The 25799-nt window shown below is 72.5% G+C and carries 27 protein-coding genes; 20 read left to right on the top strand and 7 right to left on the bottom strand.

Features of this window, described 5'->3' with window-relative positions; translation table 11 throughout:
- Positions 1-89 precede the first annotated feature (89 nt).
- The 5 genes from ABD875_RS00135 to hemB are packed head-to-tail and all read left to right on the top strand — an operon-like array spanning position 90 to position 5650.
- A complete protein-coding gene (locus ABD875_RS00135; protein ID WP_345170325.1) occupies positions 90-755 on the top strand; it encodes a redox-sensing transcriptional repressor Rex in 666 nt (221 codons plus the stop codon).
- Positions 752-2041: a glutamyl-tRNA reductase gene (locus ABD875_RS00130; protein ID WP_345170323.1), complete on the top strand. Its 1290-nt coding sequence runs from the start codon at positions 752-754 to the stop codon at positions 2039-2041. The genes ABD875_RS00135 and ABD875_RS00130 overlap by 4 nt, the downstream gene beginning before the upstream one ends.
- Positions 2038-2979, top strand: a complete 942-nt coding sequence (hemC, locus tag ABD875_RS00125) for a hydroxymethylbilane synthase (protein WP_345170321.1) — start codon at positions 2038-2040, stop codon at positions 2977-2979. Before ABD875_RS00130 ends, hemC begins: the two co-directional genes overlap by 4 nt.
- The gene (locus ABD875_RS00120; RefSeq protein WP_345170319.1) at positions 2976-4658 is read left to right on the top strand and encodes a bifunctional uroporphyrinogen-III C-methyltransferase/uroporphyrinogen-III synthase; all 1683 of its coding nucleotides are present in this window, start codon (positions 2976-2978) and stop codon (positions 4656-4658) included. Before hemC ends, ABD875_RS00120 begins: the two co-directional genes overlap by 4 nt.
- Complete coding sequence (gene hemB, locus ABD875_RS00115; protein WP_345170317.1) at positions 4655-5650, top strand: porphobilinogen synthase; 996 nt, start codon at positions 4655-4657, stop codon at positions 5648-5650. Before ABD875_RS00120 ends, hemB begins: the two co-directional genes overlap by 4 nt.
- A gap of 39 nt (positions 5651-5689) precedes the next feature.
- On the opposite strand, the gene ABD875_RS00110 is transcribed toward hemB, so the two are convergent.
- Positions 5690-6886 carry a lytic transglycosylase domain-containing protein gene (locus ABD875_RS00110; protein ID WP_345170315.1) on the bottom strand — a complete coding sequence of 399 codons (1197 nt, stop codon included), beginning with the start codon at positions 6884-6886 and terminating at the stop codon, positions 5690-5692.
- Between the two features lie 251 nt (positions 6887-7137).
- Here ABD875_RS00110 and hemL point away from each other — a divergent pair, with 251 nt between their 5' ends.
- From hemL to ccsB, 6 genes are read left to right on the top strand one after another with little or no spacing between them, the layout of a single operon-like run.
- Positions 7138-8478 (top strand): glutamate-1-semialdehyde 2,1-aminomutase, encoded by a 1341-nt coding sequence (hemL, locus tag ABD875_RS00105; RefSeq protein WP_345170313.1) that lies wholly within the window; start codon positions 7138-7140, stop codon positions 8476-8478.
- Entirely contained in the window at positions 8475-9158 is a 684-nt protein-coding gene (locus ABD875_RS00100; protein WP_345170311.1) for a histidine phosphatase family protein, read from the top strand. Before hemL ends, ABD875_RS00100 begins: the two co-directional genes overlap by 4 nt.
- A 1-nt stretch (position 9159) precedes the next feature.
- Entirely contained in the window at positions 9160-9729 is a 570-nt protein-coding gene (locus ABD875_RS00095) for a TlpA family protein disulfide reductase (RefSeq protein ID WP_345170309.1), read from the top strand.
- Positions 9722-10483 (top strand): cytochrome c biogenesis CcdA family protein, encoded by a 762-nt coding sequence (locus tag ABD875_RS00090; protein ID WP_345170307.1) that lies wholly within the window; start codon positions 9722-9724, stop codon positions 10481-10483. Before ABD875_RS00095 ends, ABD875_RS00090 begins: the two co-directional genes overlap by 8 nt.
- Positions 10480-12048, top strand: a complete 1569-nt coding sequence (gene resB / locus ABD875_RS00085; RefSeq protein ID WP_345170305.1) for a cytochrome c biogenesis protein ResB — start codon at positions 10480-10482, stop codon at positions 12046-12048. The genes ABD875_RS00090 and resB overlap by 4 nt, the downstream gene beginning before the upstream one ends.
- Positions 12045-13034, top strand: coding sequence for a c-type cytochrome biogenesis protein CcsB (gene ccsB, locus ABD875_RS00080; RefSeq protein ID WP_345170303.1), 990 nt, complete (start codon positions 12045-12047; stop codon positions 13032-13034). The genes resB and ccsB overlap by 4 nt, the downstream gene beginning before the upstream one ends.
- Before the next feature lie 6 nt (positions 13035-13040).
- On the opposite strand, the gene ABD875_RS00075 is transcribed toward ccsB, so the two are convergent.
- Positions 13041-13241 carry a hypothetical protein gene (locus ABD875_RS00075; protein WP_345170301.1) on the bottom strand — a complete coding sequence of 67 codons (201 nt, stop codon included), beginning with the start codon at positions 13239-13241 and terminating at the stop codon, positions 13041-13043.
- A gap of 43 nt (positions 13242-13284) precedes the next feature.
- Here ABD875_RS00075 and ABD875_RS00070 point away from each other — a divergent pair, with 43 nt between their 5' ends.
- Positions 13285-13551, top strand: a complete 267-nt coding sequence (locus tag ABD875_RS00070; protein WP_345170299.1) for a DUF4229 domain-containing protein — start codon at positions 13285-13287, stop codon at positions 13549-13551.
- A gap of 113 nt (positions 13552-13664) precedes the next feature.
- Here the strand turns inward: ABD875_RS00070 and ABD875_RS00065 are convergent, their stop codons facing one another.
- Positions 13665-13910, bottom strand: a complete 246-nt coding sequence (locus tag ABD875_RS00065) for a hypothetical protein (RefSeq protein WP_345170298.1) — start codon at positions 13908-13910, stop codon at positions 13665-13667.
- Positions 13911-13928: 18 nt separating this feature from the next.
- Positions 13929-14819, bottom strand: a complete 891-nt coding sequence (locus tag ABD875_RS00060; RefSeq protein WP_345170296.1) for a 1,4-dihydroxy-2-naphthoate polyprenyltransferase — start codon at positions 14817-14819, stop codon at positions 13929-13931.
- Between the two features lie 44 nt (positions 14820-14863).
- On the opposite strand from ABD875_RS00060, the gene ABD875_RS00055 reads away from it, so the two are divergent.
- Genes ABD875_RS00055 through ABD875_RS00040 form a run of 4 tightly spaced genes read left to right on the top strand, consistent with a single transcriptional unit; the run spans position 14864 to position 20219 of the window.
- On the top strand, positions 14864-15832 hold the full coding sequence (locus ABD875_RS00055; RefSeq protein ID WP_345170294.1) for an AMP-binding protein: 969 nt from the start codon (positions 14864-14866) through the stop codon (positions 15830-15832).
- Entirely contained in the window at positions 15829-16770 is a 942-nt protein-coding gene (locus ABD875_RS00050; RefSeq protein WP_345170292.1) for an o-succinylbenzoate synthase, read from the top strand. The genes ABD875_RS00055 and ABD875_RS00050 overlap by 4 nt, the downstream gene beginning before the upstream one ends.
- Positions 16767-18332 carry a 2-succinyl-5-enolpyruvyl-6-hydroxy-3-cyclohexene-1-carboxylic-acid synthase gene (gene menD / locus ABD875_RS00045; protein ID WP_345170290.1) on the top strand — a complete coding sequence of 522 codons (1566 nt, stop codon included), beginning with the start codon at positions 16767-16769 and terminating at the stop codon, positions 18330-18332. The genes ABD875_RS00050 and menD overlap by 4 nt, the downstream gene beginning before the upstream one ends.
- A gap of 12 nt (positions 18333-18344) precedes the next feature.
- The gene (locus ABD875_RS00040) at positions 18345-20219 is read left to right on the top strand and encodes a Na+/H+ antiporter (RefSeq protein ID WP_345170289.1); all 1875 of its coding nucleotides are present in this window, start codon (positions 18345-18347) and stop codon (positions 20217-20219) included.
- 159 nt (positions 20220-20378) lie between these two features.
- Here ABD875_RS00040 and ABD875_RS00035 read toward each other — a convergent pair whose 3' ends face one another.
- Complete coding sequence (locus ABD875_RS00035) at positions 20379-21554, bottom strand: cytochrome P450 (protein WP_345170287.1); 1176 nt, start codon at positions 21552-21554, stop codon at positions 20379-20381.
- The gene (locus ABD875_RS00030; protein WP_345170285.1) at positions 21551-21700 is read right to left on the bottom strand and encodes a hypothetical protein; all 150 of its coding nucleotides are present in this window, start codon (positions 21698-21700) and stop codon (positions 21551-21553) included. The genes ABD875_RS00035 and ABD875_RS00030 overlap by 4 nt, the downstream gene beginning before the upstream one ends.
- A gap of 9 nt (positions 21701-21709) precedes the next feature.
- Between ABD875_RS00030 and ABD875_RS00025 the strand changes: the two genes are divergently transcribed.
- Both ABD875_RS00025 and ABD875_RS00020 read left to right on the top strand, forming a co-directional pair.
- Positions 21710-22345 (top strand): MBL fold metallo-hydrolase, encoded by a 636-nt coding sequence (locus tag ABD875_RS00025; RefSeq protein WP_345170283.1) that lies wholly within the window; start codon positions 21710-21712, stop codon positions 22343-22345.
- 74 nt (positions 22346-22419) lie between these two features.
- Entirely contained in the window at positions 22420-22983 is a 564-nt protein-coding gene (locus ABD875_RS00020) for a hypothetical protein (RefSeq protein ID WP_345170281.1), read from the top strand.
- A 10-nt stretch (positions 22984-22993) separates the two neighbouring features.
- Here ABD875_RS00020 and ABD875_RS00015 read toward each other — a convergent pair whose 3' ends face one another.
- Positions 22994-24217, bottom strand: coding sequence for an isochorismate synthase (locus ABD875_RS00015; protein ID WP_345170279.1), 1224 nt, complete (start codon positions 24215-24217; stop codon positions 22994-22996).
- Positions 24218-24283: 66 nt separating this feature from the next.
- Between ABD875_RS00015 and ABD875_RS00010 the strand changes: the two genes are divergently transcribed.
- Together ABD875_RS00010 and ABD875_RS00005 are read left to right on the top strand one after the other, a co-directional pair.
- Positions 24284-24925: a hypothetical protein gene (locus ABD875_RS00010; protein WP_345170277.1), complete on the top strand. Its 642-nt coding sequence runs from the start codon at positions 24284-24286 to the stop codon at positions 24923-24925.
- 12 nt (positions 24926-24937) lie between these two features.
- Positions 24938-25633 (top strand): demethylmenaquinone methyltransferase, encoded by a 696-nt coding sequence (locus ABD875_RS00005; RefSeq protein ID WP_379188073.1) that lies wholly within the window; start codon positions 24938-24940, stop codon positions 25631-25633.
- Positions 25634-25799 lie beyond the last annotated feature (166 nt).

The following is a 25799-nucleotide window of genomic DNA, read 5'->3' as shown; positions in this document are numbered from 1 at the left end:
GTTCTCGCGTTCACAAACTCCTACAGTGAACGGGCCGTCGGGGGCCGGAACTGTCCGACTCCGCCGGCTAGATCACGGAGACGAGACCAGTGACCGCACGGACCTCCCCGGAGAGCGCTCGGGACATCCCCGAGGCCACCGTCGCGCGACTGCCCGTCTACCTGCGGGCCCTCGTGACGCTCTCCGAGAGCGGCACCGTCACTTGCTCGAGCGAGGAGCTCGCGGTGGCGGCCGGCGTGAACAGCGCCAAGCTGCGCAAGGACCTGTCCTACCTCGGCAGCTACGGCACCCGGGGCGTCGGGTACGACGTCGACTACCTGCGCTACCAGATCGCCCGCGAGATCGGCGTGACCCAGGACTGGCCCGTGGTCATCGTCGGCATCGGCAACCTGGGCCAGGCGCTCGCCAACTACTCCGGCTTCCGCAGCCGGGGCTTCCGGGTCGTGGCGCTGCTGGACGCCAACCCCGAGCGGCACGACGAGGTCGTCGCCGGCCTCGACGTACGCCCCTTCGACCACCTCGAGCAGATCGCCCGCGACCACGCGGTCGCGATCGGCGTGATCGCCACCCCGGCCGTGGCCGCGCAGGACGTCGCGGACCGGATGGTCGCGTGCGGCATCACCAGCATCTTGAACTTCGCTCCGACCGTGCTGAACGTCCCCGACCAGGTCGACGTCCGCAAGGTCGACCTCTCGATCGAGCTGCAGATCCTGGCCTACCACGAGCAGCGCAAGACCCACGGAGCCGCCACGTGAGCGTCCTCGTCGTGGGCATCTCCCACAAGTCGGCCCCGGTCTCGCTGCTCGAGCGCGTCGCGCTCGACGGCCCCGGCGTGCACAAGCTCATCGACGACGTGACCGCCTGCGAGCACGTCAGTGAGGCGACCGTCATCGCCACGTGCAACCGGCTCGAGATCTACGCCGACGTCGACCGTTTCCACGGCAGCGTCGAGGACGTCTCCCGGCTGCTCGTCGGGCGCGCCGGCGAGCGCACCGAGGCGATGCTCCCGCACCTCTACGTCCACTACGACGACGGCGCGGTCTCGCACCTGTTCCAGGTCGTCGCGGGCCTCGACTCGATGGCGCTCGGCGAGGGCCAGATCCTCGGCCAGACCCGCGACGCGCTCAGCGCCGGCCAGGAGATCGGCAGCGTCGGCCCGGCGCTGAACTCCCTGTTCCAGCAGGCCCTCCGGGTCGGCAAGCGGGCCCGCGCCGAGACCGACATCGACCGCGTCGCGCCGTCGCTGGTGACCGCCGCGCTCGACCGCAACCCGCACGCCGTCGACCTCACCGGCAAGCGGGTGCTGGTGCTCGGCGCCGGTGCGATGGCCGGCCTGGCCACCGCCACGGTCTCGCGCCGCGGCGCGGCGAGCGTGACCGTCGCGAACCGTACGGCGGGCAACGCCGCCCGCCTCGCCGGGGAGTACGGCGCCCGCCCGGCCCAGCTGTCGGAGCTCGAGGCCGAGCTGGCGCTCGCCGACGTCGTCGTCTCCTGCACCGGAGCCGCCGGCGTGCTGGTCACCGCCGACATGGCGGAGGCAGCGAACCCCGACGGCCGCGCGCTGGCGCTCATCGACCTCGCGCTCCCGCACGACATCGACCCGGCCGTCGCCGACGTTCCCGGGGTCGTGCTCACCAACCTGGCCGAGCTCGCCGCCGAGCTGCGCGACTCCGACGCCGGCCGCGAGGTCGAGGCGGTCCGCGCGATCGTCACCCAGGAGGTCGCGGCGTTCCTCGCCGCCCGCCGCCAGTCCAGCGTCACCCCGACCGTGGTCGCGCTCCGCTCGATGGCGACGTCGGTCGTGGACGCCGAGATGGAGCGCCTGGCCGGACGGCTGCCCGACCTCGACGAGGCGGCCCGCGCCGAGGTGCTGCACACCGTGCGGCGCGTGGCCGACAAGCTCCTGCACCAGCCGACCGTGCGCGTGAAGGAGCTCGCCAACGAGGACGGCGCCGTCTCGTACGCCGCCGCACTCGCCGAGCTCTTCGCGCTCGACCCCGAGGCCGTCGACGCCGTCACGCGACCGGAGGGGCTGTCATGATCCGGATCGGCACCCGCGCCTCCGTGCTCGCCACCACCCAGTCCCGCTGGGTCGGTGAGCAGATCGCCGAGCGGCTCGGCCGCGAGTTCGAGCTGGTCGAGATCACCACCGACGGCGACCGGAGCCAGGCCGCCGGGACCTCACTCGCGGGGGCGACCAGCACCGGCGTCTTCGTCAACGCCCTGCGCGACGCGCTCGTCGACGGTCGCATCGACGTCGCCGTGCACTCGCTCAAGGACCTGCCGACCTACCCCCACGAGGGGATCGTGCTCGCCGCCATCCCTCCTCGCGAGGACCCGCGCGACGTCGTGGTGGCCCGCGACGGGCTCACGCTGGGCGAGCTGCCGGTCGGCAGCAGGGTCGGCACGGGCTCGCCCCGCCGGGCCGCGCAGCTGCACGCGCTCGGTCTCGGTTTGGAGGTCGAGGGCATCCGTGGGAACGTCGACACCCGGATCGGCAAGGTTCGAAACGGTGAGTACGACGCCGTCGTGCTCGCCCGAGCCGGGCTGGCCCGGATCGGACGCCTCGACGAGGCGACCGAGGTGCTCGACCCGCTGCAGATGCTCCCCGCCCCGGGGCAGGGAGCGCTCGCGGTCGAGTGCCTCGCGGAGGGTGACCTCGGCGAGGTCCTCTCGGGGGCCCTCGACGACCGGTACACCCGGGCCGCGGTCGAGGCGGAGCGAGCAGTGCTGGCGACCCTCGAGGGCGGGTGCTCCGCACCGATCGGGGCGCTGGCCGAGGTCGTGGAAGGCGAAGAGGAACAAGAGCTCTGGGTGCGAGCAGTGGCGCTCTCACCCGACGGGGTGCTCACGGTGCGGATGTCCGCATCGGGTGACCCCGCCGACGCCGTGGGCGTCGGCACCCGGCTGGCGAACGAGATGCTCGCCGACGGAGCAGCAGGACTCACCGGTACAGCAGACAAGAGGCAGAACGCATGACGCGAGGCAACACCAACTCGACTTCGGGCACCGCCGCCACTTCGGGATCCACCCGGGGTTGGGTGTCGTTCGTCGGCAGTGGTCCGGGCGACCCCGGCCTGCTGACCGTGCGTGCCGTCGACCTGCTCCGCCGGGCCGACGTCGTCGTCACCGAGGCGCCCGAGCACCCGGCCCTGGTCCGCAGCGTCCTCGGGATCCCCGAGCCCGACCCGGAGGCCGAGACCCCGGTCGACGCCAGCGGCCCCGAGCTCGTCGACGGCGGCTTCGGCGAGGACGGCCAGCCGCTGACCCACGCCGCGCGCGCCAAGGTCGTGGTCAAGCAGGCCAAGCGCGGCCTGCGCGTGGTCCGGCTGATGGCCGGCGACCCGTTCCTCTACGCCTCCGGTCCCGAGGAGGCCCAGGCCTGCGTCAAGGCCGGCCTCGGCTTCGAGATCGTCCCGGGCGTCTCCTCGGTCGCCTCGGTCCCGGCGTACGCCGGCATCCCGCTGACCACCAAGGACCACCGGGAGATCGCCGTCGTCACCTGCGGCGACAAGGTCGACTGGAGCCGCTACGCCGACAAGCGCACGCTGGTGCTGCTGTCGGCCGTCGGCCAGATCGGTGACATCGCCAAGGCGCTGGTCGCCGCCGGCCGCCCGGCCGAGACCCCGGTCGCGATGACCCGGGTCGGCACCACCACCGAGCAGGCCACGGTCACCTCGACCCTCGAGCGGATCGCCGCGGACGCCCGTGCCGCCCGGATGGCGCCGCCCGCGATCACGGTCGTCGGCGACGTCGTCGACCTGCGCGAGACGCTGTCCTGGTTCGAGACCAAGCCGCTGTTCGGTTGGCGGGTGCTGGTGCCGCGCACCAAGGAGCAGGCCGGCTCGGTCTCCGAGCGCCTGCGCGGCTACGGCGCCGTCCCGGACGAGGTCCCGACGATCTCCGTCGAGCCGCCGCGCAACCCGCTGCAGATGGACAAGGCCGTGCGCGGCCTGGTCGAGGGCCGCTACGAGTGGATCGCGTTCACCTCGGTCAACGCCGTCCGCGCGGTCCGCGAGAAGTTCGAGGAGTACGGCCTGGACGCCCGCGCGTTCTCCGGGCTGAAGATCGCGGCGGTCGGCGAGAAGACCGCGCAGGCGATCGCCGCCTGGGGCCTGCGCGCCGACCTGGTCCCGTCCGGCGAGCAGTCCGCCGCCGGCCTGCTCGAGGACTGGCCCGAGTACGACGAGCTGCTCGACCCGATCAACCGGGTCTTCCTGCCGCGCGCCGACATCGCGACCGAGAACCTCGTCGCCGGCCTGGTCGACCTGGGCTGGGAGTGCGACGACGTCACGGCGTACCGCACCGTCCGCGCGGCCCCGCCGCCGGCGCCGACGCGCGACGCGATCAAGACCGGCAAGTTCGACGCCGTCGTGTTCACGTCGTCCTCGACCGTGCGCAACCTCGTCGGCATCGCCGGCAAGCCGCACCCGTCGACGATCATCGCCGTGATCGGCCCCGCGACCGCGAAGACCGCGGAGGAGCACGGCCTGCGGGTCGACGTGCTGGCGCCCAAGCCGGACGTCGACGTGCTGGTCGACGCGCTCGCCGACTTCGGCGCCTCGCGCCGGGCGGCCCTGGTCGACGCCGGCCAGCCGGTCACCAAGCCGTCCGACCGCAAGCCCTCCGCGCGCCGGAAGGCCAGCACCTCCCGATGACGACCGACGGTCTCGGTCCCACCATCCGGCCCCGGCGCCTGCGGACCACCGCGGCGCTGCGCCGGATGGTGGCCGAGACCTCGGTCGAGCCGCGCCAGCTCGTGCTGCCGCTGTTCGTGCGCGAGGGGATCTCCGACCCGCAGCCGATCTCGTCGATGCCCGGGGTGGTCCAGCACAGCCGCTCGACGCTCAAGGCGGCCGCCGCCGAGGCCGCTGAGCTCGGGCTCGGCGGCGTGATGCTGTTCGGCATCCCCGAGCACAAGGACGCCACCGGCTCGGGCGCGATCGACCCCGGCGGGATCCTCAACCTCGCGATCACCGACGTGGTCGGCGAGGTCGGCGACGCGCTCACGGTGATGAGCGACCTGTGCCTCGACGAGTTCACCGACCACGGCCACTGCGGCGTGCTCACCGCCGACGGCAAGGTCGACAACGACCGGACGCTCGCGGCGTACGCCGAGATGGCCCGCGCCCAGGCGCACGCCGGCGTCGACATGGTCGGCCCCAGCGGGATGATGGACGGGCAGGTCGCGGTGATCCGGGACGCCCTCGACGCCGCCGAGCACACCGACGTGTCGATCCTGGCCTACTCCGCGAAGTACGCCTCCGCGTTCTTCGGCCCCTTCCGCGAGGCCGTCGACTCCTCGCTGCAGGGCGACCGCCGGACCTACCAGCAGGACTCCGCGAACGCGGTCGAGGGCGTCCGTGAGGCGCTGCTCGACGTCGACGAGGGTGCCGACATCGTGATGGTGAAGCCGGCGCTGGCCTACCTCGACGTGATCCGGCGGGTCCGCGACGCGGTCGACGTCCCGGTCGCGGCGTACAACGTGTCGGGGGAGTACGCCATGGTCGAGGCGGCCGCCGCGAACGGCTGGATCGACCGCGAGCCGGCGATCCTCGAGACGCTCACCGCCATCCGGCGCGCGGGCGCGGACGTGATCTTGACCTACTGGGCGGCCGAGGCGGCTCGCTGGCTCGGGTCGTCCGCCTGACGCGGGTCTATAGCCACCTGAGAGGCGGACGACCCGTCATCAGCGGTGCGTGTAGTCGTACACGCACTGGTCGAACGGGTCGTCCTTCTTGAGGATGTTGTCGATGTAGCCCTCGAGCGTGCACTGCAGCACCGCCTGCGCGTGGGTGAGCAGCGCGTCGAGCGGCGGGATCGACGTCGACGGGAGCGGCGGCAGGCTCGGCGTCGGCAGCTGTCCGCCACCACCGGGGTTGGCCGGCTCCGAGGGCTGCTCCGAGGGCTCCTCGGTCGGCTGCTCGCTCGGCTCCTCGGTCGGCTGGCCACCGCCGTTGTTGTCCGGGTTGTTGTTGCCCTGGCCGCCGCCGTTGTTGCCGTGCTGGCCGCCGTGGTGCTGCTTCGGGGGCTCCACGGGCTCGGCGGGCAGGAGGTAGCCCGCGGACGTGGTGCCGTTGGGCACGGAGGTGAACTCGCCGTCGAGGTAGGCGTTCATGATCGAGACGACCAGGTCGACGTACTGCGTGCTGTGGTTGTAGCGGTAGATCGCCGCGCGCTGGCCGCGGACCGTCTCGAGGTCATCGGCGCCCGAGCAGAGGTAGACCGCGGTCCCGAGGGCCGCGTCGTCGACGTCCTGCGGGTTGCGCTTGCCGTCGCCGTCGGCGTCCACGCCGACGACCGACCAGGTCGACGGGATGAACTGCATCGGGCCGATCGCGCGGTCGTACTTCGCGTCCGAGTCGTACTGCCCGGCGTCGGTGTCGGAGATCCGGGTGGTGCCGTTCGTGCCGTCGAGGGCGATGCCGTAGATGCCCGGCTTGGCGACGCCGTCGCGGTCGAGGGTGTTGCCGTTGACGCGACCGTGGTCGGACTCGACCTTGCCGATCGCGGCGATGAGCTGCCACGACAGGTTGCAGCTGCGGTCCGCGGAGTTGATGACGGTCTCGGCGCGCTGGTAGGCGGCGAGCGCCGCGGCCGGGATGCCGGAGGTGCTGACCCGGGAGGCGACCTCCTGCGGGTTGCCGCGCAGGCCCGGAGCGACGCCGCCGTCGAGGCCGCTGCCGCCGGAGACGCTCGCGGGCGCCTCGATCGCGGCCGTCGGCACGCTGGAGCCGTCGGGCAGGGTGGTGTCCGGGCTGGCGTCCGCGCTGACCGCGGTGACGCCGCCGACTCCGGCGATGCTGGCGGTCCACGCGGCTGAGAGCACGGCGAGCGGCACGATCGCCATCGCCTTGTGCCCGCGTCCGAAGCGTGCAGTCGACATCGTGAGCTCTCCCTGTCCCTCTCGACCCGGTGTGCTCCCTCAGCACGGGGTGACCGAACCAACGAGTGCCGTCACTACCAGTTACGGTACGCCGCCCCCGCATCGGTTCGTCCGGTAACCCCGAGACGACCGTTCCCGCAGGTCATGACGGTGAAACACGTTGCTGTTCAGAAAGTGGTCCAGCCCACCTCCCCGGCCCCCGGTCCGGACCTCGAATCGGCGCTGTTGGCCCTCTCGGCGACAATGGCCCGGTGACCGGACCGACCGCTCCACCGACTGCCGCCAGCGCCGCGCTCTTCGAGCGGGCCCGGGCCGTCACCCCCGGCGGGGTCAACTCCCCGGTCCGTGCGTTCAACGCGGTCGGTGGCACCCCCCGCTTCATCCGCTCCGCGGCCGGCGCCTGGCTGACCGACGTGGACGGCAACGAGTACGTCGACCTGATCTGCTCCTGGGGCCCGATGCTGCTGGGCCACGCGCACCCCGAGGTCCAGGCCGCGGTCGCGGCGGCCGTCGCGCGCGGCACGTCGTACGGCACCCCGACCGAGCCGGAGGTGGAGCTCGCGGAGGAGATCGTCGCCCGCGCGCCCGTCGAGAAGGTCCGCTTCGTGTCGTCCGGCACCGAGGCGACGATGTCCGCGATCCGGCTCGCGCGCGGCTTCACCGGCCGCGACGTCGTCGTGAAGTTCGCGGGCTGCTACCACGGCCACGTGGACTCGCTGCTGGCCTCGGCCGGCTCCGGGCTGGCGACGTTCGCGCTGCCGGGCACCCCGGGCGTCCCCGAGTCGTCGACCGCGCTCACGATGGTGCTGCCGTACAACGACCGGGCCGCGGTCGAGAAGGCGTTCGCCGAGCACGGCGACCGGATCGCCTGCCTGATCACCGAGGCGGCGCCGGGCAACATGGGCGTCGTCCCTCCGGAGGCCGGGTTCAACCGGTTCCTCGCCGAGACCTGCGCCCAGCACGGCGCGCTGTTCATCAGCGACGAGGTGATGACCGGCTTCCGTGCCTCGAAGCAGGGCCAGTGGGGCCTCGACGGCGCCGTCGAGGGCTGGACGCCCGACCTCGTGACGTTCGGCAAGGTGATGGGCGGCGGCTTCCCGGCCGCGGCGTTCGGCGGCCGCGCCGACGTGATGTCGCGCCTCGCGCCCGATGGTCCCGTCTACCAGGCCGGCACGCTGTCGGGGAACCCGATCGCCACCACCGCCGGTCTCACCACGCTGCGCCTGGCGACCGACGACGTGTACGCCCACATCGGCGCCGCGGCCGACACCATCAAGACCGCCGCCGCTGACGAGCTGAGCAAGGCCGGTGTCGCGCACGTCGTCCAGGCCACCGGCACGATGTTCTCGATCTTCTTCATGGACACGGCCGTGCGGGACTTCGACGACGCGTCGAGGACCGACTCGCGGGCGTACGCCGCGTTCTTCCACGCGATGCTCGACCACGGCGTGTACCTCCCGCCGTCGGCGTACGAGGCCTGGTTCCTCTCCGCCGCCCACGACGACCGCGCCGTGCAGACGGTGCTCGACGCCCTGCCCGTCGCCGCGCGTGCCGCGGCTGCCGCCCAGGAGACTCCAGGAGCCACCTCGTGAGCCAGACCCCCGACACCGTCGTCCACCTGCTGCGCCACGGCGAGGTGCACAACCCCGAGGGCATCCTCTACGGCCGCCGCGACGGGTTCCACCTGTCCGACCTGGGCCGCACGATGGCGCAGCGGGTCGCGGACACCATCGGCGACCGCGACATCGTGCACCTGCGGGTCTCGCCGCTCGAGCGCGCCCAGGAGACCGCGCAGCCGCTCGCGCAGGCGCGCGGCCTGGAGATCGTCACCGACGAGCGGGTCATCGAGTCCACCAACAAGTTCGAGGGCATCAGCTTCGGCGAGGGCGCGATGACGATCGTCAAGCGACCCCGGCTCTGGAAGCACCTCTACAACCCGTTCAAGCCGTCCTGGGGCGAGCCGAGCGCCACGATCGTGGCGCGGATGATGGCCGCGGTCGAGGACGCGCGGAAGGCCGCGGTCGGCCACGAGGCGGTCATCGTCTCCCACCAGCTGCCGATCTGGACGACCCGCCTGCACGTCGAGGGCCGGCGCCAGCTGCACGACCCGCGGCGCCGCGAGTGCACGCTGTGCTCGCTGACCTCGCTGCACTTCGTGGGCGACCGGATCACCCAGGTCAGCTACTCCGAGCCGGCGGGCGACCTGATCCCGATCAAGGACAAGAAGGCGCCGTTCTCGGCCGGCGGCGCGCCCGAGGCGGACCGGCCCTGACATGTCCCGTTCCGTCCTGGGCGCCCTGACGCTCGCGTGCGCACTGCTGCTCTCGACCGGCTGCTCCTCCCTCGAGGGCACCGGTGACAAGGGCTACGTCTCCGGCAACGGCGAGGTCCAGATCGTGAAGGCCACCGACCGCGGCGACCCGGTCGAGTACGCCGGCGAGGACCTCGAGGGCGACCCGATCGCGCTCGCGGACTTCCGCGGGAAGCCGACCGTGGTGAACGTCTGGGGCTCCTGGTGCGCCGAGTGCGTCGCCGAGGCGCCGGACCTGGTCGACGCCGCGGAGGAGCTCGGCGACAGCGCGAGCTTCGTCGGCATCAACCTGCGCGACGGCTCGACGGCGCAGGCGCTGTCGCACGACGAGAAGTACGGCGTCGAGTACCCGTCGTTCTACGAGCCGGACGGCAAGGCGTTGCTCGCCTTCCCCGGCGTCCTCACCCCGCGCGCCGTGCCGGCGACCGTCGTCCTGGACGCCGAGGGCCGCGTCGCGGCGAGCATCCTCGGCCCGATCCCGTCGACCCAGACGCTCGTCGACGTGGTGGAGGACGTCGCCAGCGATGGGTGAGTGGTTCCAGGACACCGCGCTGTCCGGGTCGATGCTGCTCGCGATCCCCGTGGCGCTGATCGCCGGGCTGGTGTCGTTCTTCTCACCGTGCGTGATCCCGCTGCTGCCGGGCTACCTGTCGTACGCGACGGGACTGTCCGGCGCGGACCTCGCCAACGGGGTCGCGGGCACCCGGCGTGGCCGGATGTTCCTCGGCTCGCTGCTGTTCGTGCTCGGCTTCACGGTCGTGTTCGTCATCCTCGGCACGGCCTCCGGTGCGCTCGGCGCCTGGCTGGTCACGTGGAGCCGTGAGCTCTCCGTCGGCCTCGGCGTCCTGATGATCGTGCTCGGGCTGGCGTTCGCCGGGTGGCTGCCGTTCCTCAACCGGGACTGGCGGATCCACCAGGTGCCGGCGGTCGGCCTGGCCGCCGCGCCCGTGCTGGGCTTCCTGTTCGGGCTGGGCTGGACGCCGTGCATCGGCCCGACCCTGGCGGCCATCACGACCCTGGCGGTCAACGAGGGCACCGCGGCGCGCGGCGGCTTCCTGTCCGCCGTCTACGCCCTCGGGCTCGGGATCCCGTTCATCCTCGCCGGCCTCGCCTACGAGAAGGCGCTGTCGGCGATCTCGTGGGTTCGCCGGCACCAGCTCTGGGTGATGCGGGCAGGCGGGCTGATGCTCGTCGCCGTCGGCGTCCTGCTGATCACCGGGTGGTGGGCCGACGCCGTGACCTGGATCCAGGTCAACCTGGTCGACAAGTCCGAGGTGTCGATATGAGCACGTCGTTGAGCACCCGTCCTCCCGAGGACGACCGCAAGCCCGGTGAGCTCGGCTTCGTCGAGCTGCTGCGCTGGGTGTGGCGCCAGGTCACCTCGATGCGCACCGCGCTGATCCTCCTGCTGCTCCTCGCGCTCGCTGCGATCCCGGGGTCGGTCGTCCCGCAGGCCGGCGTCGACGCCCTCAAGACGTCCAACTGGCAGGCGGACCACCCGAAGCTGACGCCGATCTACGAGCGGCTCAGCCTCTTCTCGGTCTACGACTCCCCGTGGTTCTCGGCGATCTACCTGCTGCTGATGCTGTCGCTGGTCGGCTGCATCGTGCCGCGCACGTGGCACTACTGGCGCGGGATCCGCGCGAAGCCGCCGGCCGCGCCCCGCAACCTGACCCGCCTCCCGGACCACGCGACGTACCACTCGACGGAGGAGCCGGACGTCGTCCTGGAGCGCGCGCGGACGGCGCTGCGCAAGCAGCGGTACCGGCTGTCGGTCGCCGACGACGCGGTCTCCGCCGAGCGCGGCTACCTGCGCGAGGTCGGCAACCTGCTGTTCCACCTGTCGGTGCTGGTGGTGCTGGTCGGCTTCGCGATCGGCAGCCTGTTCGGCTACAAGGGCGGCGTGATCCTCGTGGTCGGCAACGGCTTCTCGAACACGCTCACGCAGTACGACGACTTCGACCCCGGCAGCCTCTTCGGGGCCGACGACATGGAGCCGTTCTTCCTGGAGGTCGACGACTTCGACATCGACTGGCTGACCGAGGGGGCCGCCGCCGGCCAGGCGCGGGGCTTCGTCGCGCACACGACGTACCAGGAGTCGCTGGACTCGCCGGAGAAGTCCTACGACCTCAAGGTCAACCACCCGCTCACGATCGGGAACACCGACGTGTTCCTCATCGGACACGGCTACGCGCCGGTGATCACGGTGAAGGACGGCGACGGCGACGTGGTCTACAGCGGCCCGACGATCTTCCTGCCGCTCGACCAGACGTTCCAGTCGATCGGCGTCGTCAAGGCGAACACCGCCGAGCCGACCCAGATCGGGCTGGAGGGCGAGTTCTACCCGACCGCCGCGTTCAGCGACCGCACCGGCACCTACTTCTCGGCGTTCGGCGACCTCGGCAACCCGATGATCTCGATGCTCGTCTACACCGGCGACCTCAACATGGACGCCGGGGTGCCGCAGTCGGTCTACTCGCTCGACAAGTCCGACGCCCCGATGCTCCGCAAGAAGAACGGCGCGCCGTACCGGGTCGACCTGCAGCCCGGCGAGGAGGTCACGCTGCCGAACGGCATCGGGACCGTGAGCTTCGACGGCGTCGAGCGCTGGACCAAGCTGCAGATCAGCCAGACCCCCGGCAAGTGGATCGCGCTGGCCGGCGTCGTGCTGGCGCTGGTCGGGCTGCTCGGCTCGCTGTTCATCCGGCCACGGCGGGTGTGGGTTCGCGTCCGCCGTGACGAGCACGGCACACTGGTCGAGGTGGCCGCCCTCGACCGGTCCGGCGGCGGAGACACGGCCGTCGTCGTCGACGACCTGGTGGCCGCCCTGCAACGAGAGGACAAGTCGTGAGCAACGCCGCGTGGGAGACCCTCAGCAACCAGGCGGTCGCCGCCGCCGGGATCGTCTACTTCCTCGCCCTGCTGGCGCACCTGATCGAGTGGAGCGCGCTGCGCTCCCTCCCCGTGGCCGCCGGCGCCGAGCGGCAGAGCTCGGTCGACATCCCCGGGGGCGTCGCCGTCGCGACCGGCCCCGACGAGGAGGCCGAGGCCAAGCTGCGCCGGACCGAGCTGTTCGGCCGGCTCGGCTTCCTGCTGACCTGCCTGGCGGTGGCGGTCCACCTGGTCGCGCTGGTCGCGCGCGGGATGGCCGCCGACCCGAACCGCGTGCCCTGGGGCAACATGTACGAGTTCACGCTCGCGGGCAGCTTCGTGGTCGCGCTGATCTACGTGGCGCTCTACCACCGGCTGCGGCTGGCCTGGATGGCGCCGATCGTCGTCGCGTTCGTGCTCTCCGTCCTGATGGTGGCCGCGATCTGGCTCTACGCGCCGGTCGCGCCGCTCACCGAGGCGCTGACGTCGTACTGGCTGGTGATCCACGTCGTCTCGGCGATCATCGCCACCGGCGCGTTCACGATCGGCGGCATCACCTCGGCGATGTACCTCGTCAAGGTGCGCGGCTCCGAGAAGACCACCGGGTACGTCGCGCGCCTGCCGCAGCCCGAGGTGCTGGACCGGGTGTCGTACCGGCTGCACGCCTTCGGCTTCCCGGTGTGGACCTTCGCGGTGCTGATCACCGGCCCGATCTGGGCGCACCAGGCCTGGTCGTCGTACTGGAACTGGGACCCCAAGGAGGTGTGGGCGTTCATCACCTGGGTGGTCTACGCGGCGTACCTCCACGCGCGCACGACGGCCGGCTGGAAGGGCCGCAACGCCGCGATCCTCGCGCTGGTCGGCATGGCCACGCTGTGGTTCAACTTCATCGGGATCAACTACTTCTCGACGACCAGCCAGCACTCGTACGCCGACGGCGCGCCGGCTGTCGTGGAGCGGCGCTAGCCGCTCCTAGCTGGGCTCCGGGTCCTCCGGGTGCTTGCGCTTCCGGTCGAGGTCGCGCAGGAAGTCCGGGTCGTCGTCGGGGCCCATCACCCGCGGCGGCGGCTTGGGCCGGCGTGGGGCCGGGGCAACGCCGCGCCGCTGGATCACCCGCACGGTGAAGTAGACGGCGACCGCGATGAGGATCACCACGAGCAGGAATCTCAGCACCCCTCCAATGTAGGCGGTGCGTGGTCGCGCCTACCCTGATGGGGTGAAGGAGTTCTGGATCTACACCCTGCTGCGCCTCGTCCTGTTCCTCGGCTCGTTCGGGATCGTCGCGGGAATCTGGGTCCTCGTCGCCGACGAGGTCCCGGTGTTATGGGCCGTGGTGATCGCGTTCGTGATGAGCGGCCTCGGGTCGTACTTCCTCCTCAACGGCCCCCGCGAGGCGCTGGCGCAGCGGGTCGACACGCGCGCGCAGAAGATGTCGACCAAGTTCGAGGAGATGCGCGCCAAGGAGGACGCGGACGACGCCTGAGGCCGGCAGTCGCCGATGCCGCTTGTAACGCGCGGTTTTGGAGACTAGGCACCCCGTTCTGGCGGGGATACCAGAGCCCAGAACACCGCGTTACAAGCGAGCGCGGGGGTCGGTCAGACGTCGTCCCAGTCGCTGCGCTCCAGCGGACGCTCGGACGGCCGCGGCGCCGCACTGATGGCGTAGCCGAGCACCACGAGCGTGATGAGCGCGGTGCAGCAGCCGAGGACGAGCAGGCCCTTGCCGACCGCGGCGTCGGCCGGGCTCGGCGGGTCCTCGATCATCACCGCACTCGACACGGCCAGCAGGATCGTGACGAGGAGGCCGGTTCCGAACGCCCAGCCCGAGAGGTCCTTGTTCACGGACCCACTCTGGCAGCGTCAGCCGCCGACGGCGAGCGCCACGCTGACCAGGGCCGCCCAGAGCAGCTCGGCTAGACCGGTCTGCTGGAGCACGGGGATCAGCTGCGGGCCGGTGGCGCCGCTCATCACGGTGCGGCCGGCGGGGACGGCGAGCAGGAGGTAGCCCAGCCCGACCAGGGCCCACAGGGTCGTCGTGACCGCGACGAGGGCGACCGCACCCGCGGCGGAGACCACCAGTGCGCCGTACAGCCCGCGGGTGCGCCGGTCACCCAGCACGACCGCGAGGGTGCGCTTGCCCGCGAGGGTGTCGGTCGGGATGTCGCGCAGGTTGTTCGCGACCAGGATCGCGCAGGCGAGCGCGCCGATGCCGACCGCGGCCCACAGCGACGCCCACTCCCAGGTCTCGGTCTGGACGTACGTCGTCCCGACCACGGCGACCAGGCCGAAGAACACGAAGACCATCACCTCGCCGAGCCCGAGGTAGCCGTACGGCTTCGAGCCGCCGGTGTAGAACCACGCGGCCAGCACCGAGACCAGCCCGACCAGCACCAACCACCAGGCGGTGGTCGCGGCGAGCACCAGCCCGGCGACCGCGGCCACGCCGAACGCCAGGAAGGCCGCGCGCTTCACCGCGGCGGGCGTGGCCGCCCCGGAGCCGACCAGCCGCATCGGCCCGACGCGGTCCGCGTCGGTGCCGCGGATGCCGTCGGAGTAGTCGTTCGCGTAGTTCACCGCGACCTGGAGTGCCAGCGCGACGACGAGCGCGAGCAGCGCCTTCCACCACACGCTCTGCCAGTCGTCCCAGGCGCCGACGTACGCCGCCACGCCGGTGCCGGCCAGCACCGGGGAGAGCGCGGCCGGGAGCGTGCGGGGCCGCGCGCCGGCGAGCCACTGGGAGGAAGTTGCCACGACCCGAGATTCAAGCAGTACTCGACTGCTCTAGCCTCGGGCGGGTGGAGATCGAGCGGCTGGCGGAGTGGCTCGCGGCCGATGACCCGGCACCCTGGATCGTCGAGACCTCCGGATCGACGGGCGTGCCCAAGCGGGTCCGCCTCTCCCGGGCCGCGGTCCTCGCGTCCGTGCACGCCTCCGCGCGCCGCCTCGGCGGCTCCGGCCGGTGGCTCCTCGCGCTGCCGTCGTCCTACGTCGCGGGCCTGCAGGTGATCTGCCGGTCCCTGGTCGCCGGGCACGAGCCGGTGGTCCTGGAGGACCACCCGTCCTTCGCCGACGCCGCCCGGGACGCCGACTTCGTCTCGCTCGTGCCGACCCAGCTGCACCGGCTGCTCGACACCGACGCCGACGCGCTGCGCTCGTTCCACACGGTGCTGCTCGGCGGCGGTCCGATCGACCCGGGCCTGCGCGCCCGCGCCGACGCGGCCGGCGTGCGCGTGGTCGCGACGTACGGCTCTGCGGAGACCGCCGGAGGGTGCGTGTACGACGGCTTCGCGTTGGACGGCGTCGCGCTGAAGATCGACGCCGAGGGGCGGATCCGGATCGCCGGCCCGACCCTGTTCGACGGGTACGACGGCGACCCGGGACAGACCGCCGAGGTGCTGGTCGACGGCTGGTTCCTGACCTCGGACGCCGGCCGGCTCGACGAGGACGGCCGGCTGCAGGTGCTCGGCCGGATCGACGACATGGTGGTGACCGGCGGCGTGAACGTCCCCGCGCCGGCCGTGGCCGCGCGACTGCGTGAGCACCCGGCGGTGGAGGCCGTCGAGGTCCTCGGCGTTCCCGACCCGGAGTGGGGCAACCGGGTCGTCGCGTTCGTCGTGGGCTCGATCTCCGCCGAGGAGGCGCGCGACTGGGTCGGCGCCACGCACCCGCGGTCCTGGGCGCCGCGCCAGCTCGTCGCGCTCGACGCGATCCCGCTGCTCCCCAACGGCAAGGCCGACCGGCTCGCGCTCAGGGAGCTGGCATGAAGGTCTTCAGCCTGCCGATGCGCACGAGGTTCCGCGGCATCACGGTCCGTGAAGGCGTCCTCTTCCGGGGTGCTGCCGGCTGGGGCGAGTGGAGCCCGTTCCTGGAGTACGACGACGAGGTCGCCGAGCCCTGGCTGCGCTGCGCCGAGGAGGCCGCGGCAGGCGACTGGCCGGCGCCGGTGCGCGACGCCGTACCCGTGAACGTCACGGTCCCCGCCGTCGGGCCGGAGCAGGCGCACGCGATCGTCACCCGCGGCGGCTGCCGGACCGCGAAGGTCAAGGTCGCCGAGCCCGGCCAGACCCTGGCCGACGACCAGGCGCGGCTGGAGGCGGTGCGCGACGCGCTCGGGCGCGACGGACGGATCCGCGTCGACGCCAACGGGCTCTGGGACGTCGACGCCGCGGTCGCCGCCATCGCGGCCCTCGACCTGGCCGCCGACGGCCTGGAGTACGTCGAGCAGCCCTGCCGAGCGGTCGAGGACCTGGCCGCCGTGCGTCGCCGCGTGTCGGTGCCGATCGCGGCCGACGAGTCGATCCGGCGGGCCGCCGACCCGTACCGGGTGCGGGAGCTCGGCGCCGCGGACGTCGCGGTGCTCAAGGTGCAGCCGCTGGGCGGGGTGCGGGCCTGTCTCCGGATCGCGGAGGACATCGGCCTGCCGGTCGTGGTGTCGTCGGCGCTCGAGACCAGTGTCGGGATAGCGGCCGGGGTCGCGCTCGCGGCCGCGCTGCCGGAGCTGCCGTACGCCTGCGGGCTGGCGACCGTGCAGCTGCTGGAACGCGACGTGGTGACCGACCCCCTGCTGCCCGTCGACGGGATGCTGCCGGTGCGGGTCCCGACCGTCGACGAGTCGCTGCTCGACGCCGCCCCCGACCGGGTCGCGCACTGGGAGGCCCGGCTCGCCGCCGTCCGCGCGGTGCGGCAGGATCGACGTCCGTGACCTCCACCGCGCTGGCCCGTCAGGTCGTCACCGCCCTGATCGAGGCCGGTGTCACCGAGATCGTGGTCGCGCCCGGCTCGCGCAACGCGCCCTTGTCGTTCGCGGCGTACGACGCCGCCGCGGCCGGGCTGGTCCGGCTGCACACGCGCATCGACGAGCGCACCGCGGGCTTCCTCGCGCTCGGGCTGTCGCGCAACCACCGGCGCGCGGCGGTGATCTGCACGTCCGGCACGGGCGTCGCCAACCTCCACCCGGCGGTCCTCGAAGCCGCTCACGCCGACGTCGACCTGGTCGTGGTGACGGCGGACCGGCCACCGCGGCTGCGCGGCACGAGCGCGAACCAGACCACCGACCAGGTCGGCATCTTCGGGCCGCTCGTCCAGACGCAGGACGCCACCGGCCCGCTCGAGCTCCTGACCACGGGTCCCGTCCACGTCAACGTCCCCCTCGACGAGCCGCTGGTGCCCGAGGACCGGTGGACGCCGGAGTTGACGCCCGGCCGTCCCGCCGAGCACCTGCGCGCGACGGTGCAGGTGACGATCCCGACCGGTCCGCGCACCGTGGTCGTCGCCGGCGACGACGCCGGCCCGCCCGCGCGCGTGCTCGCCGAGCGCGCTGGCTGGCCGCTGCTGGCCGAGCCGTCGAGCGGCTCGCGCACGGGGGAGAACGCGATCCGCACCTACCGCCTGCTGCTCGGCGGCGAGCTCGGCGACCGCGTGGAGCGCGTGGTCGTGTGCGGACACCCGACGCTGTCGCGGCCCGTGAGCCGGCTGCTCTCGCGCGCCGACGTCCAGGTCGTCGACACGCCCGCGCGCGGCGTCTGGCACGAGCGGCCGTTCCCCGTCGACGAGCGCCTGGTCGTGGTGCCCGGCGTGGAGCAGTCGGACGACCCGGCCTGGCTCGAGGAGTGGCGGACCGCCGACCGTTCGGTCTCGCGCCAGCTCGACGCGCTGCTCGCGGCCGAGCCCGACCTGACGCCGCACGAGGTCGCGGGCGCCGTGGCCCAGGCGTTCGAGGAGGGCGCGCTGCTCGTGGTGGGCGCCTCCAGCCCGATCCGCGACCTCGACCTGATGGTCCCGCGCTACCGCGTCGGCGCCCGCCGCAAGGTGCTCGCGAACCGCGGCCTCGCCGGCATCGACGGCACGATCTCCACCGCGATCGGCGCCGCGCTCGCGCGGCCCGACAGCACGCGGTCGCTGGCGCTGATGGGCGACGTGACGTTCCTGCACGACTCCAACGGCCTGGTGATCGGCCCCGGCGAGCCGGTGCCGGACCTCACGATCGTGGTCGTCAACGACGACGGTGGCTCCATCTTCTCGATGCTGGAGCAGGGGGCGGCTGCGTACGCCGAGCAGCACGACCGGCTGTTCGGCACCCCGCACGGCGTCGACCTGGCCAGCCTCTGCGCGGCCACCCGGACGCCGCACCTGCGGGTCACCAGCCTCCCCGAGCTCGAGCAGGCGCTGGCCAGCCCGAACGGCGGCATCGAGGTCATCGAGGCCGTCGTACGCCGGGACAACCGCCGCGCCTTGGACGAGCGGATCCGCTCCTTGCGCCCGTAGGACAATGTCCCGGTGGACGTCGCCCTCTTCCTGATCGCACTCGCCGTCGGCGTCCTCGCCGGCGTCGGCGTCTCCCGCTGGGTCGGGATCCCGTCGCCGCTGCTGCTCGTCGTCGCCGGTGTCGGCGCGTCGTTCCTGCCGTTCGTGCCGCAGGTGCACCTCGAGCCCGAGGTCGTCCTGATCGGGCTGCTCCCGCCGCTGCTGTACGCCGCGGCGATCTCGTCGTCGCTCGTCGACTTCAACGCCTACCGGCGCCCGATCCTGCTGCTCTCGGTCGGCGCCGTGGTCTTCACGACCCTCGGCGTCGGCTGGGTCGTGCACGAGCTGATCCCCGGCGTGCCGTGGGCGGTCGCGATCGCGCTGGGCGCGGTCGTCGCGCCGCCGGACGCGGTCGCGGCGACCGCGATCGGACGCCACATCGGGCTGCCGCGCAAGATCGTGACGATCCTCGAGGGCGAGTCGCTGTTCAACGACGCCACCGCGCTCGTGCTGCTGCGTACCGCCCTCGGGGTGGCCGCGGGCACGGTCGCGATCTCCGCCTGGGGGATCGGCCTGGACTTCCTCGTCGCCGCGGCCGGCGGCATGGCGATCGGTCTCGCGGCGTACTACCTCGTCGCCCGGCTGCGGCGGCACATCACCGACCCCGCGGTCGACGTCGCGCTCTCGCTGGTGGTGCCGTTCTTCTGCTACATCGTCGCCGAGGAGGTCCACGTCTCGGGTGTGATCGCCGTCGTCGTCGCCGGCCTGCTGCTCGGTCACCGTGCGCCGGTGCTGCAGACCGCGCAGTCGCGGATCGCGGAGCGGATCAACTGGCGCACGGTCTCCTTCCTGCTCGAGAACACCGTCTTCGCGCTGATCGGCCTCCAGGCCCAGTGGCTGTTCCAGGACCTCGCCGACAGCGACCTCGGCGCCGCCCGCATCGTGACCGTCTGCCTGGCGACCCTCGCCGCGGTGATCGTGCTGCGGCTCGTGTGGGTCATGGGCTCGCGCTGGGTGCTGTTCCGGCGGCCGCGCGACCGCGACGCCAGCCACGCGCCGCCGCCGTGGTCGTTCATGTTCCTGCTCGGCTGGGCGGGCATGCGCGGCGTCGTCACGCTCGCGGCGGCGTTCGCGATCCCCGACACCACCGAGCACCGCGAGGTGCTCTTCATGATCGCGTTCACGGTCGTGGCCGGGACGCTGCTCATCCAGGGACTCTCACTGCCGTGGTTCGCCCGCAGGCTGCGGGTCCCGGCGCCCGACCCGCTCGACGACGCGCTGGCCCGCGCGACGCTCCTGCAGCAGGCGTCGAAGGCAGCGCTCGAGGAGCTGGACACGATGGAGTACGACGACCCGGCCGGCGTCGTCGAGCTGATCCGGCAACGGCTCGACCAGCGCAACTTCGCCGCCTGGGAGCGCCTCGGCACGCAGAGCGACCAGGAGTCCCCGGCCGCGCTGTACTACCGGATCCGCAGCCAGCTCATCGACGCCGAGCGCGCGCGCATCCTGGAGATCCGCAGCGCCGGTCAGGTCCCCTCCGAGGTGGTCGCCGACGTGCTGGCGATGCTGGACGTCGAGGAGTCGATGCTCGACAGCGCGGAGCAGGAGCGCGACGAGACCGCGGCGTACGCCGCTCGTCGCTGGCAGATCGGCGACCTCTGTGCGGACCTCGAGCAACACCCCGCCGTCGACGAGGAGCCGGCGACGTTCTGCCAGACCTGCCTGGACGCCGGCACCCAGTGGGTGTCGCTGCGGCGCTGCCTCACGTGCGGGAACGTCGCGTGCTGCGACTCGTCGCCGCTCCAGCACGCCACCGAGCACTTCCACGACACGCAGCACGCGGTGATGCAGTCCGCCGAGCCCGGCGAGAACTGGCGGTGGTGCTACGTGCACCACCTGACTGCATGAGTCAGTCGTTGATCGCGTAGACCAGGGACGGGGCGCTGACCTCGGGCCCGGTGACCAGCTCCGCCGTGGCCACGGGATCGACGTCCGACTCCTCGTCCTCGGGGCTCGGCGTCACAGGTTCACCTGCATCACATGGTGAACCTGCGACAGCTGGCTAGCTCAACTGCGCGCGAACCGGATCGGGAACTTCACCGCGCCCGTGTTGCCCGACACCGGCAGCCACTCACCCGGGCCGTCGGGGACGGCGTCCGGCATCCGCTGAGCCAGCAAGGGCAGCGCGACCGCCATGTCGGTGCGGGCGACGAAGTGTCCGAGGCAGTGGTGGACGCCCGCGCCGAACCCGTGGTGCGGCGGGCGCTGCTGGGTGATGTCGAACGCCGGGTCCGGCATCGCGGACGGGTCGGTGCCGGCGCTGTGCGAGAGCGTCTGCACGATGCCGCCCTTCGGGATGTGCAGGCCCTGGAACTCGAGGTCCTCCAGGGCCTCCCGGGTCACCCAGGTCACCGTCGGGTTGACCCGCATGACCTCCTCGACCGCGTTCTCGCCCAGCTCGGGCCGCTCCGCGAGCAGCTTCCACTGGTCGGGGTGCTTCAACAGCGTCTGCAGCGCGAGCCCGAGCTGGTTGCGCGTGGTCTCCATGCCGGCGAAGGCCAGGAAGACGAGCGCGACCCCGAGCTCGTGCTCGCTGAGCCGGTCGCCGTCGTCCGTCGCCTGGACCAGCGTCGTCACGAGGTCGTCGCGCGGGTGCAGGCGGCGGTCGGCGACGACCTCGCCGACGTAGCCGTAGAGCCCGTCGAGCGCGGCCTCGATCCGCGGCACCTGGTTGCCCACGTCGATGGAGAACGACGCGCCGAGGTCGTCGGCCCAGTGCGCGACCTGCGGCCAGTTGTCCTCGGGCAGCCCGAGCAGCACGCAGATGATGCGGGCGGCGTACGGCTCCGCGAACTCGCTGATGAACTCGACCTCGCCGCGGCCGGCGAAGCCGTCGATGAGCTCGTTCGCGAGCGCCTGGAAGCGCGGCCGCATCGCCGCGATCGTCTTGTTGCGGAACGCCGGCATCAGCAGCCGGCGGATCCGCGAGTGGTCCTCGCCCTCGAGGCTGAGCAGCGTCTCCTGCCACCAGTCCGAGAACATCCCGGAGTGGATGCCGTTCTGGGCCGGCCAGCGCGCGTTGCCCTGGCGGAACCGGCGGTCGCGCAGGATCGCGCTGACCTCGGCGTACCGCAGGATCGCCCAGCCCCAGTTGGTCTCGACGTACCAGGAGTCGTCCCGCGCCTCGTGGACCGTGGGTGAGGTGACGTCGAACGTCGGGTCGGACAGGTCGAAGTAGGTCATGGCCGCACCATTCTGATCTCCCAGGTCCCGAGGTCGTCGTAGAGCTCGACCGGCGTCCCGGCGTCGTCGCGGGTCGGACCCACGGTCGCGAGGCCGACCAGCTCACCGTCGGCCTCCGCGAGGATCCGCGGCGGCCACGGTGGCATCGTAGAGACATGAGGATCACGAAGTTCGGGCACGCCTGCGTCCGCATCGAGCACGACGGCACGACCGTCGTCCTGGACCCGGGGATGTTCACCGACGCCGAGGCCGTCGACGGCGCCGACGCCGTCCTGGTCACCCACGAGCACTTCGACCACCTGCTGGTCGACCACCTGCGCGCGACCGACGCACCGATCTACACGATCGCCGCGGTCGAGGCCGCGATCCGCGCGGACGCTCCCGAGGTCGCCGAGCGGGTCACGGTGATCTCGCCGGGCGACTCGTTCGACGTCGGCCTGCCCGTGCGCGCGGTCGGTGAGATGCACGCGGTCATCCATCCCGAGTTCCCGCGGATCTTCAACAGCGGCTACGTGATCACCGCCGGCGGCGCGAAGGTCTACCACCCGGGCGACGCGCTGACGGAGCCCGGCGAGTCCGTCGACGTGCTGCTCGTGCCGTCGTCGGCGCCGTGGCTGAAGGCGTCCGAGGCCGTCGACTTCGCCCGCGCCGTGAAGGCGCCGCGCAACCTCGCGATCCACGACCGGATCTACACCGACGCCGCCCACGGGATCCTGGAGCAGCACATGAACGCGTTCCTCCCCAAGGAGGGGCTGGAGTACGTCCGCCGCGCGGACGGCCAGGATCTCTAGCGGCGTACCCGACTTGGGGGAGGCGGCACCGGCGTCGACCCCACGGGTGCGCGGGTCGACCTAGCGTCCGCCCCATGATGGCTCGCGCTCTGGTCGGACTGCTGCTTCTCCCGGCCATGCTGGTCGCCGGCCCCGTCGAGACCTCGACGGCCTCCGGGCCGGCGGTCTCGGCGGCGGACATGCGGTTCACCCCGGCGATCATGACGATCGCCGTCGGCCAGTCGGTGATCTGGGGCTTCCCGGACGCCGTCGCGCACACGAGCACCTCGGACCAGGGGTTCTGGGACAGCGACACCCAGTCGGACGGCTCCACGTTCAGCCGCACCTTCCCGTCGGCCGGCACGTTCCCGTACCACTCCTCGCACCACCGGGAGATGACCGGCAAGATCCGGGTCCCGGTCACCCGCGCCGGATCCACGGCGGACGGGTGGACGCTCACCTGGGCGACGACGTCCGCGACCCGCACCTTCGACGTCCAGGTCAGGAAGGGGAAGAAGCCGTGGCGGGTCCAGTGGAACCGCACGGCCAGCGTGGGCGGGTCGTTCGAGCGGAAGGGCACGTGGTCGGTGCGCGTGCGGACCCATCAGGGTTCCTCGACATCCGGCTGGTCGCCGGTGGTCACGGTGACGACGCGCTGAACGCCAGCGATCAGCCCGTGGTGAGGGCGTCGCGGACCGGCACGAACTTCGCCTGGGACTCGGCGAGCTCGGCCTCGGGGTCGGAGTCGGCGACGATGCCGCAGCCGGCGAACAGGCGCACGGTGGAGCCGGAGATCGCCGCGGAGCGCAGCGCGATGCCCCACTCGCCGTCACCGGAGGCGTCCATCCAGCCGACCGGGCCGGCGTAGCGGTCGCGGGCCATGCCCTCGATCTCGGTGATCAGCTCGGTGGCGACCGCGGTCGGGGTGCCGCCCACCGCGGCGGACGGGTGCAGCGCCTCGGCCAGCTGCAGCGACGACACGGTGGTCGCGTCGTGCACGACGCCCGCGACGTCGGTCGCGAGGTGCATGACGTTCGGAAGGTGCAGGACGAACGGCGCCTCGGGCACGTTCATCGACGAGCAGTGCGGCTCGAGCGCGTCGGCGACCGAGCGGACGGCGTACTCGTGCTCCTCGAGGTCCTTCGACGAGCGGGCCAAGGTGGCGGCCAGCGCGAGGTCGCGCTCGTCGTCGCCAGTCCGCCGGATGGTGCCGGCGAGGACGCGCGAGGTGACCAGTCCGCGCTCGCGGCGGACCAGCATCTCCGGGGTCGCGCCGAACATGCCGTCGACGTTGAACGTCCAGCACATGGGGTACTGCTCGGTGAGCCGCGCCAGCGGCCAGCGCACGTCGACGGGCTCGGTCGCGGTCGCGACGAGGTCGCGGGCCAGGACCACCTTCTCGAGGTCGCCGCGGCTGATCCGGGCGACGGCGTCGGCGACGACCGACATCCACTGCTCGCCGTTCAGGGCGCCGTCGGCGAAGCTCACCGCGACCGGTGCGGCCGGTGGCTCCGCCGGCGTGGGCACGACGCTGACGTCGCCGACGGTCGTGAGCCAGGCCAGGTCTCCGCGCCGGCCGACGACCACCTGCGGCAGCACCAGCACGGAGTCGCCGGGGTCGTCGCCGAAGGCGAACGACCCGAAGGACACCATGCCGGTGCCGGGCTCGTTGACCTCGTCGTGCACCTCGGTGCGCGCAATCAGCTCGCTCCACCACTTCGCAGCGTCGGCGAACCGGGTGGCGCCCTGGGTGCGCACCTCTGCCGCGACACCCCAGCCGACCAGGCCGTCGCCGCGCCGCAGCCAGGTCACGGGCCGGTCCGCGGGGACCAGGTCGAGGAGCTTCGCCGCCGCGTCGAGGTCGAGGCGGACGGTGCGCACGGTGAGCGTCACGGCCCCGAGACTACTCAAGGACCCCGCGCGGAGCAGGTTCCGGGAGCCGGGGTACCGTCGAATCCCGTGAGCGCCACCACAACGTCAAGCCGGGTCCCCATGATCGTCGGGATCGTCCTCGGTCTCCTGATCCTCACCAGCATGGTGCTGTTCTCGGTCGTGCTGCCCGAGGCGACAGGTGACGACGAGGGGTCCGAGACGCACGAGTCGCTGTCGTTCACGCTCCCCGACACCCTGCCGGGCGGGTACGCCGCGGCCGACCTCGAGTCGTCCTTCGACGGTGGCGAGCTCGCCGCGCAGGCCGCCGCGATCGCCGAGCAGCAGGGCGGCAGCACGGAGTACGGCAACGAGGTCCTGCCGGAGGTGCTGGACACCTCGGCCGTCACCCGCAGCTACGTCGTCAACGGCACCGAGGCGGTGTTCGTCCAGGTGATGCAGGCCGAGGGCGGCGCGTTCTCGCCGAGCTCGCTGACCGACCCGGAGTCGACCGACGGTGCCGGCGGCATCACGATGCAGAAGGTCGGCGACGGCGTCTGCATCCTGACCTCCGGGGCGACCCAGATGGGCGCTCCGGGCCCGACCGCGAGCGAGTGCCAGGTCTCCCACGACGGCGTCACCGTCCAGGTCAGCTCCGACACCGTCGCGGCCGAGGACCTCGTGGGCCTCGCTGCCGACGTCTTCAAGGCCGCGGTCGAGCCTGCCGCCTAGGCCCCGTAGTCTCTGCGCGTGGTCCGCGCAGAGCTCGACAAGCAGCCGTCCGACGTACGTCGCATGTTCGACGCCGTCGCCCGCCGCTACGACGTCACCAACGACGTCCTCTCCCTCGGGCAGGACCGGCAGTGGCGCAAGGCCGTGATCGCGGCCGTCGACCCGCGCCCGGGAGAGCGGGTCCTCGACCTCGCCGCCGGGACGGGCACGTCGAGCCAGCCGTTCGCGGACCGCGGCGCCGAGGTCGTCCCCTGCGACTTCTCGCTCGGGATGCTCAAGGTCGGCAAGGCCGCCAAGCCGCACCTGCCGTTCACGGCCGGCGACGGCACGCAGCTGCCGTTCGCGGACGACACGTTCGACGCGGTGACGATCTCCTTCGGGCTGCGCAACATCGTCGACCCGCTCGCCGGGCTCCGCGAGATGCGCCGGGTCACCCGGCCCGGTGGCCGGCTCGTCGTGTGCGAGTTCAGCCACCCCACCTGGGCGCCGTTCCGCACCGTCTACGTCGAGTACCTGATGCGGGCGCTGCCGCCGGTCGCGCGGGCGCTGTCGTCCTCGCCGGACGCCTACGTCTACCTGGCCGAGTCCATCCGGGCCTGGCCCGACCAGCAGGGCCTGGCCAAGATGGTCGAGGCGGCCGGCTGGCAGGCGCCGGAGTGGAGCAACCTCTCCGGCGGCATCGTCGCGCTGCACCGCGCCACCGCCTGACGCTCTTCGCGGCTGATTCGCTGAGTCACAGGTTCACCATGGTGCCCTGGTGAACCCGCACTTCCCCTGGCCTGCACGCCATGGGAAGTGACGGTTCGCCTGGCGGTCTCAACTGGTGATTGCAACGCCTGTTGGTCGTGTTGGGTCTGACAGTAGGCGGTCAAGG

Origin of the sequence: Nocardioides caricicola (genome assembly GCF_039541135.1) — a bacterium.
Lineage (GTDB): Bacteria > Actinomycetota > Actinomycetes > Propionibacteriales > Nocardioidaceae > Nocardioides > Nocardioides caricicola.
The sequence above is the reverse complement of the archived record's forward strand: the minus strand, read 5'-3'. Positions and strand labels throughout refer to the sequence as shown.

Bases quoted from the DNA above. Each gene is read 5' to 3' on its own strand.
- hemC (WP_345170321.1), top strand. From the start codon at position 2,038: ATGATCCGGATCGGCACCCGCGCCTCCGTGCTCGCCACCACCCAGTCC.
- ABD875_RS00120 (WP_345170319.1), top strand. From the start codon at position 2,976: ATGACGCGAGGCAACACCAACTCGACTTCGGGCACCGCCGCCACTTCG.
- hemB (WP_345170317.1), top strand. From the start codon at position 4,655: ATGACGACCGACGGTCTCGGTCCCACCATCCGGCCCCGGCGCCTGCGG.
- ABD875_RS00110 (WP_345170315.1), bottom strand. From the start codon at position 6,886: ATGTCGACTGCACGCTTCGGACGCGGGCACAAGGCGATGGCGATCGTG.
- ABD875_RS00095 (WP_345170309.1), top strand. From the start codon at position 9,160: ATGTCCCGTTCCGTCCTGGGCGCCCTGACGCTCGCGTGCGCACTGCTG.
- ABD875_RS00090 (WP_345170307.1), top strand. From the start codon at position 9,722: ATGGGTGAGTGGTTCCAGGACACCGCGCTGTCCGGGTCGATGCTGCTC.
- resB (WP_345170305.1), top strand. From the start codon at position 10,480: ATGAGCACGTCGTTGAGCACCCGTCCTCCCGAGGACGACCGCAAGCCC.
- ABD875_RS00050 (WP_345170292.1), top strand. From the start codon at position 15,829: ATGAAGGTCTTCAGCCTGCCGATGCGCACGAGGTTCCGCGGCATCACG.
- ABD875_RS00035 (WP_345170287.1), bottom strand. From the start codon at position 21,554: ATGACCTACTTCGACCTGTCCGACCCGACGTTCGACGTCACCTCACCC.
- ABD875_RS00030 (WP_345170285.1), bottom strand. From the start codon at position 21,700: ATGCCACCGTGGCCGCCGCGGATCCTCGCGGAGGCCGACGGTGAGCTG.
- ABD875_RS00025 (WP_345170283.1), top strand. From the start codon at position 21,710: ATGAGGATCACGAAGTTCGGGCACGCCTGCGTCCGCATCGAGCACGAC.
- ABD875_RS00020 (WP_345170281.1), top strand. From the start codon at position 22,420: ATGATGGCTCGCGCTCTGGTCGGACTGCTGCTTCTCCCGGCCATGCTG.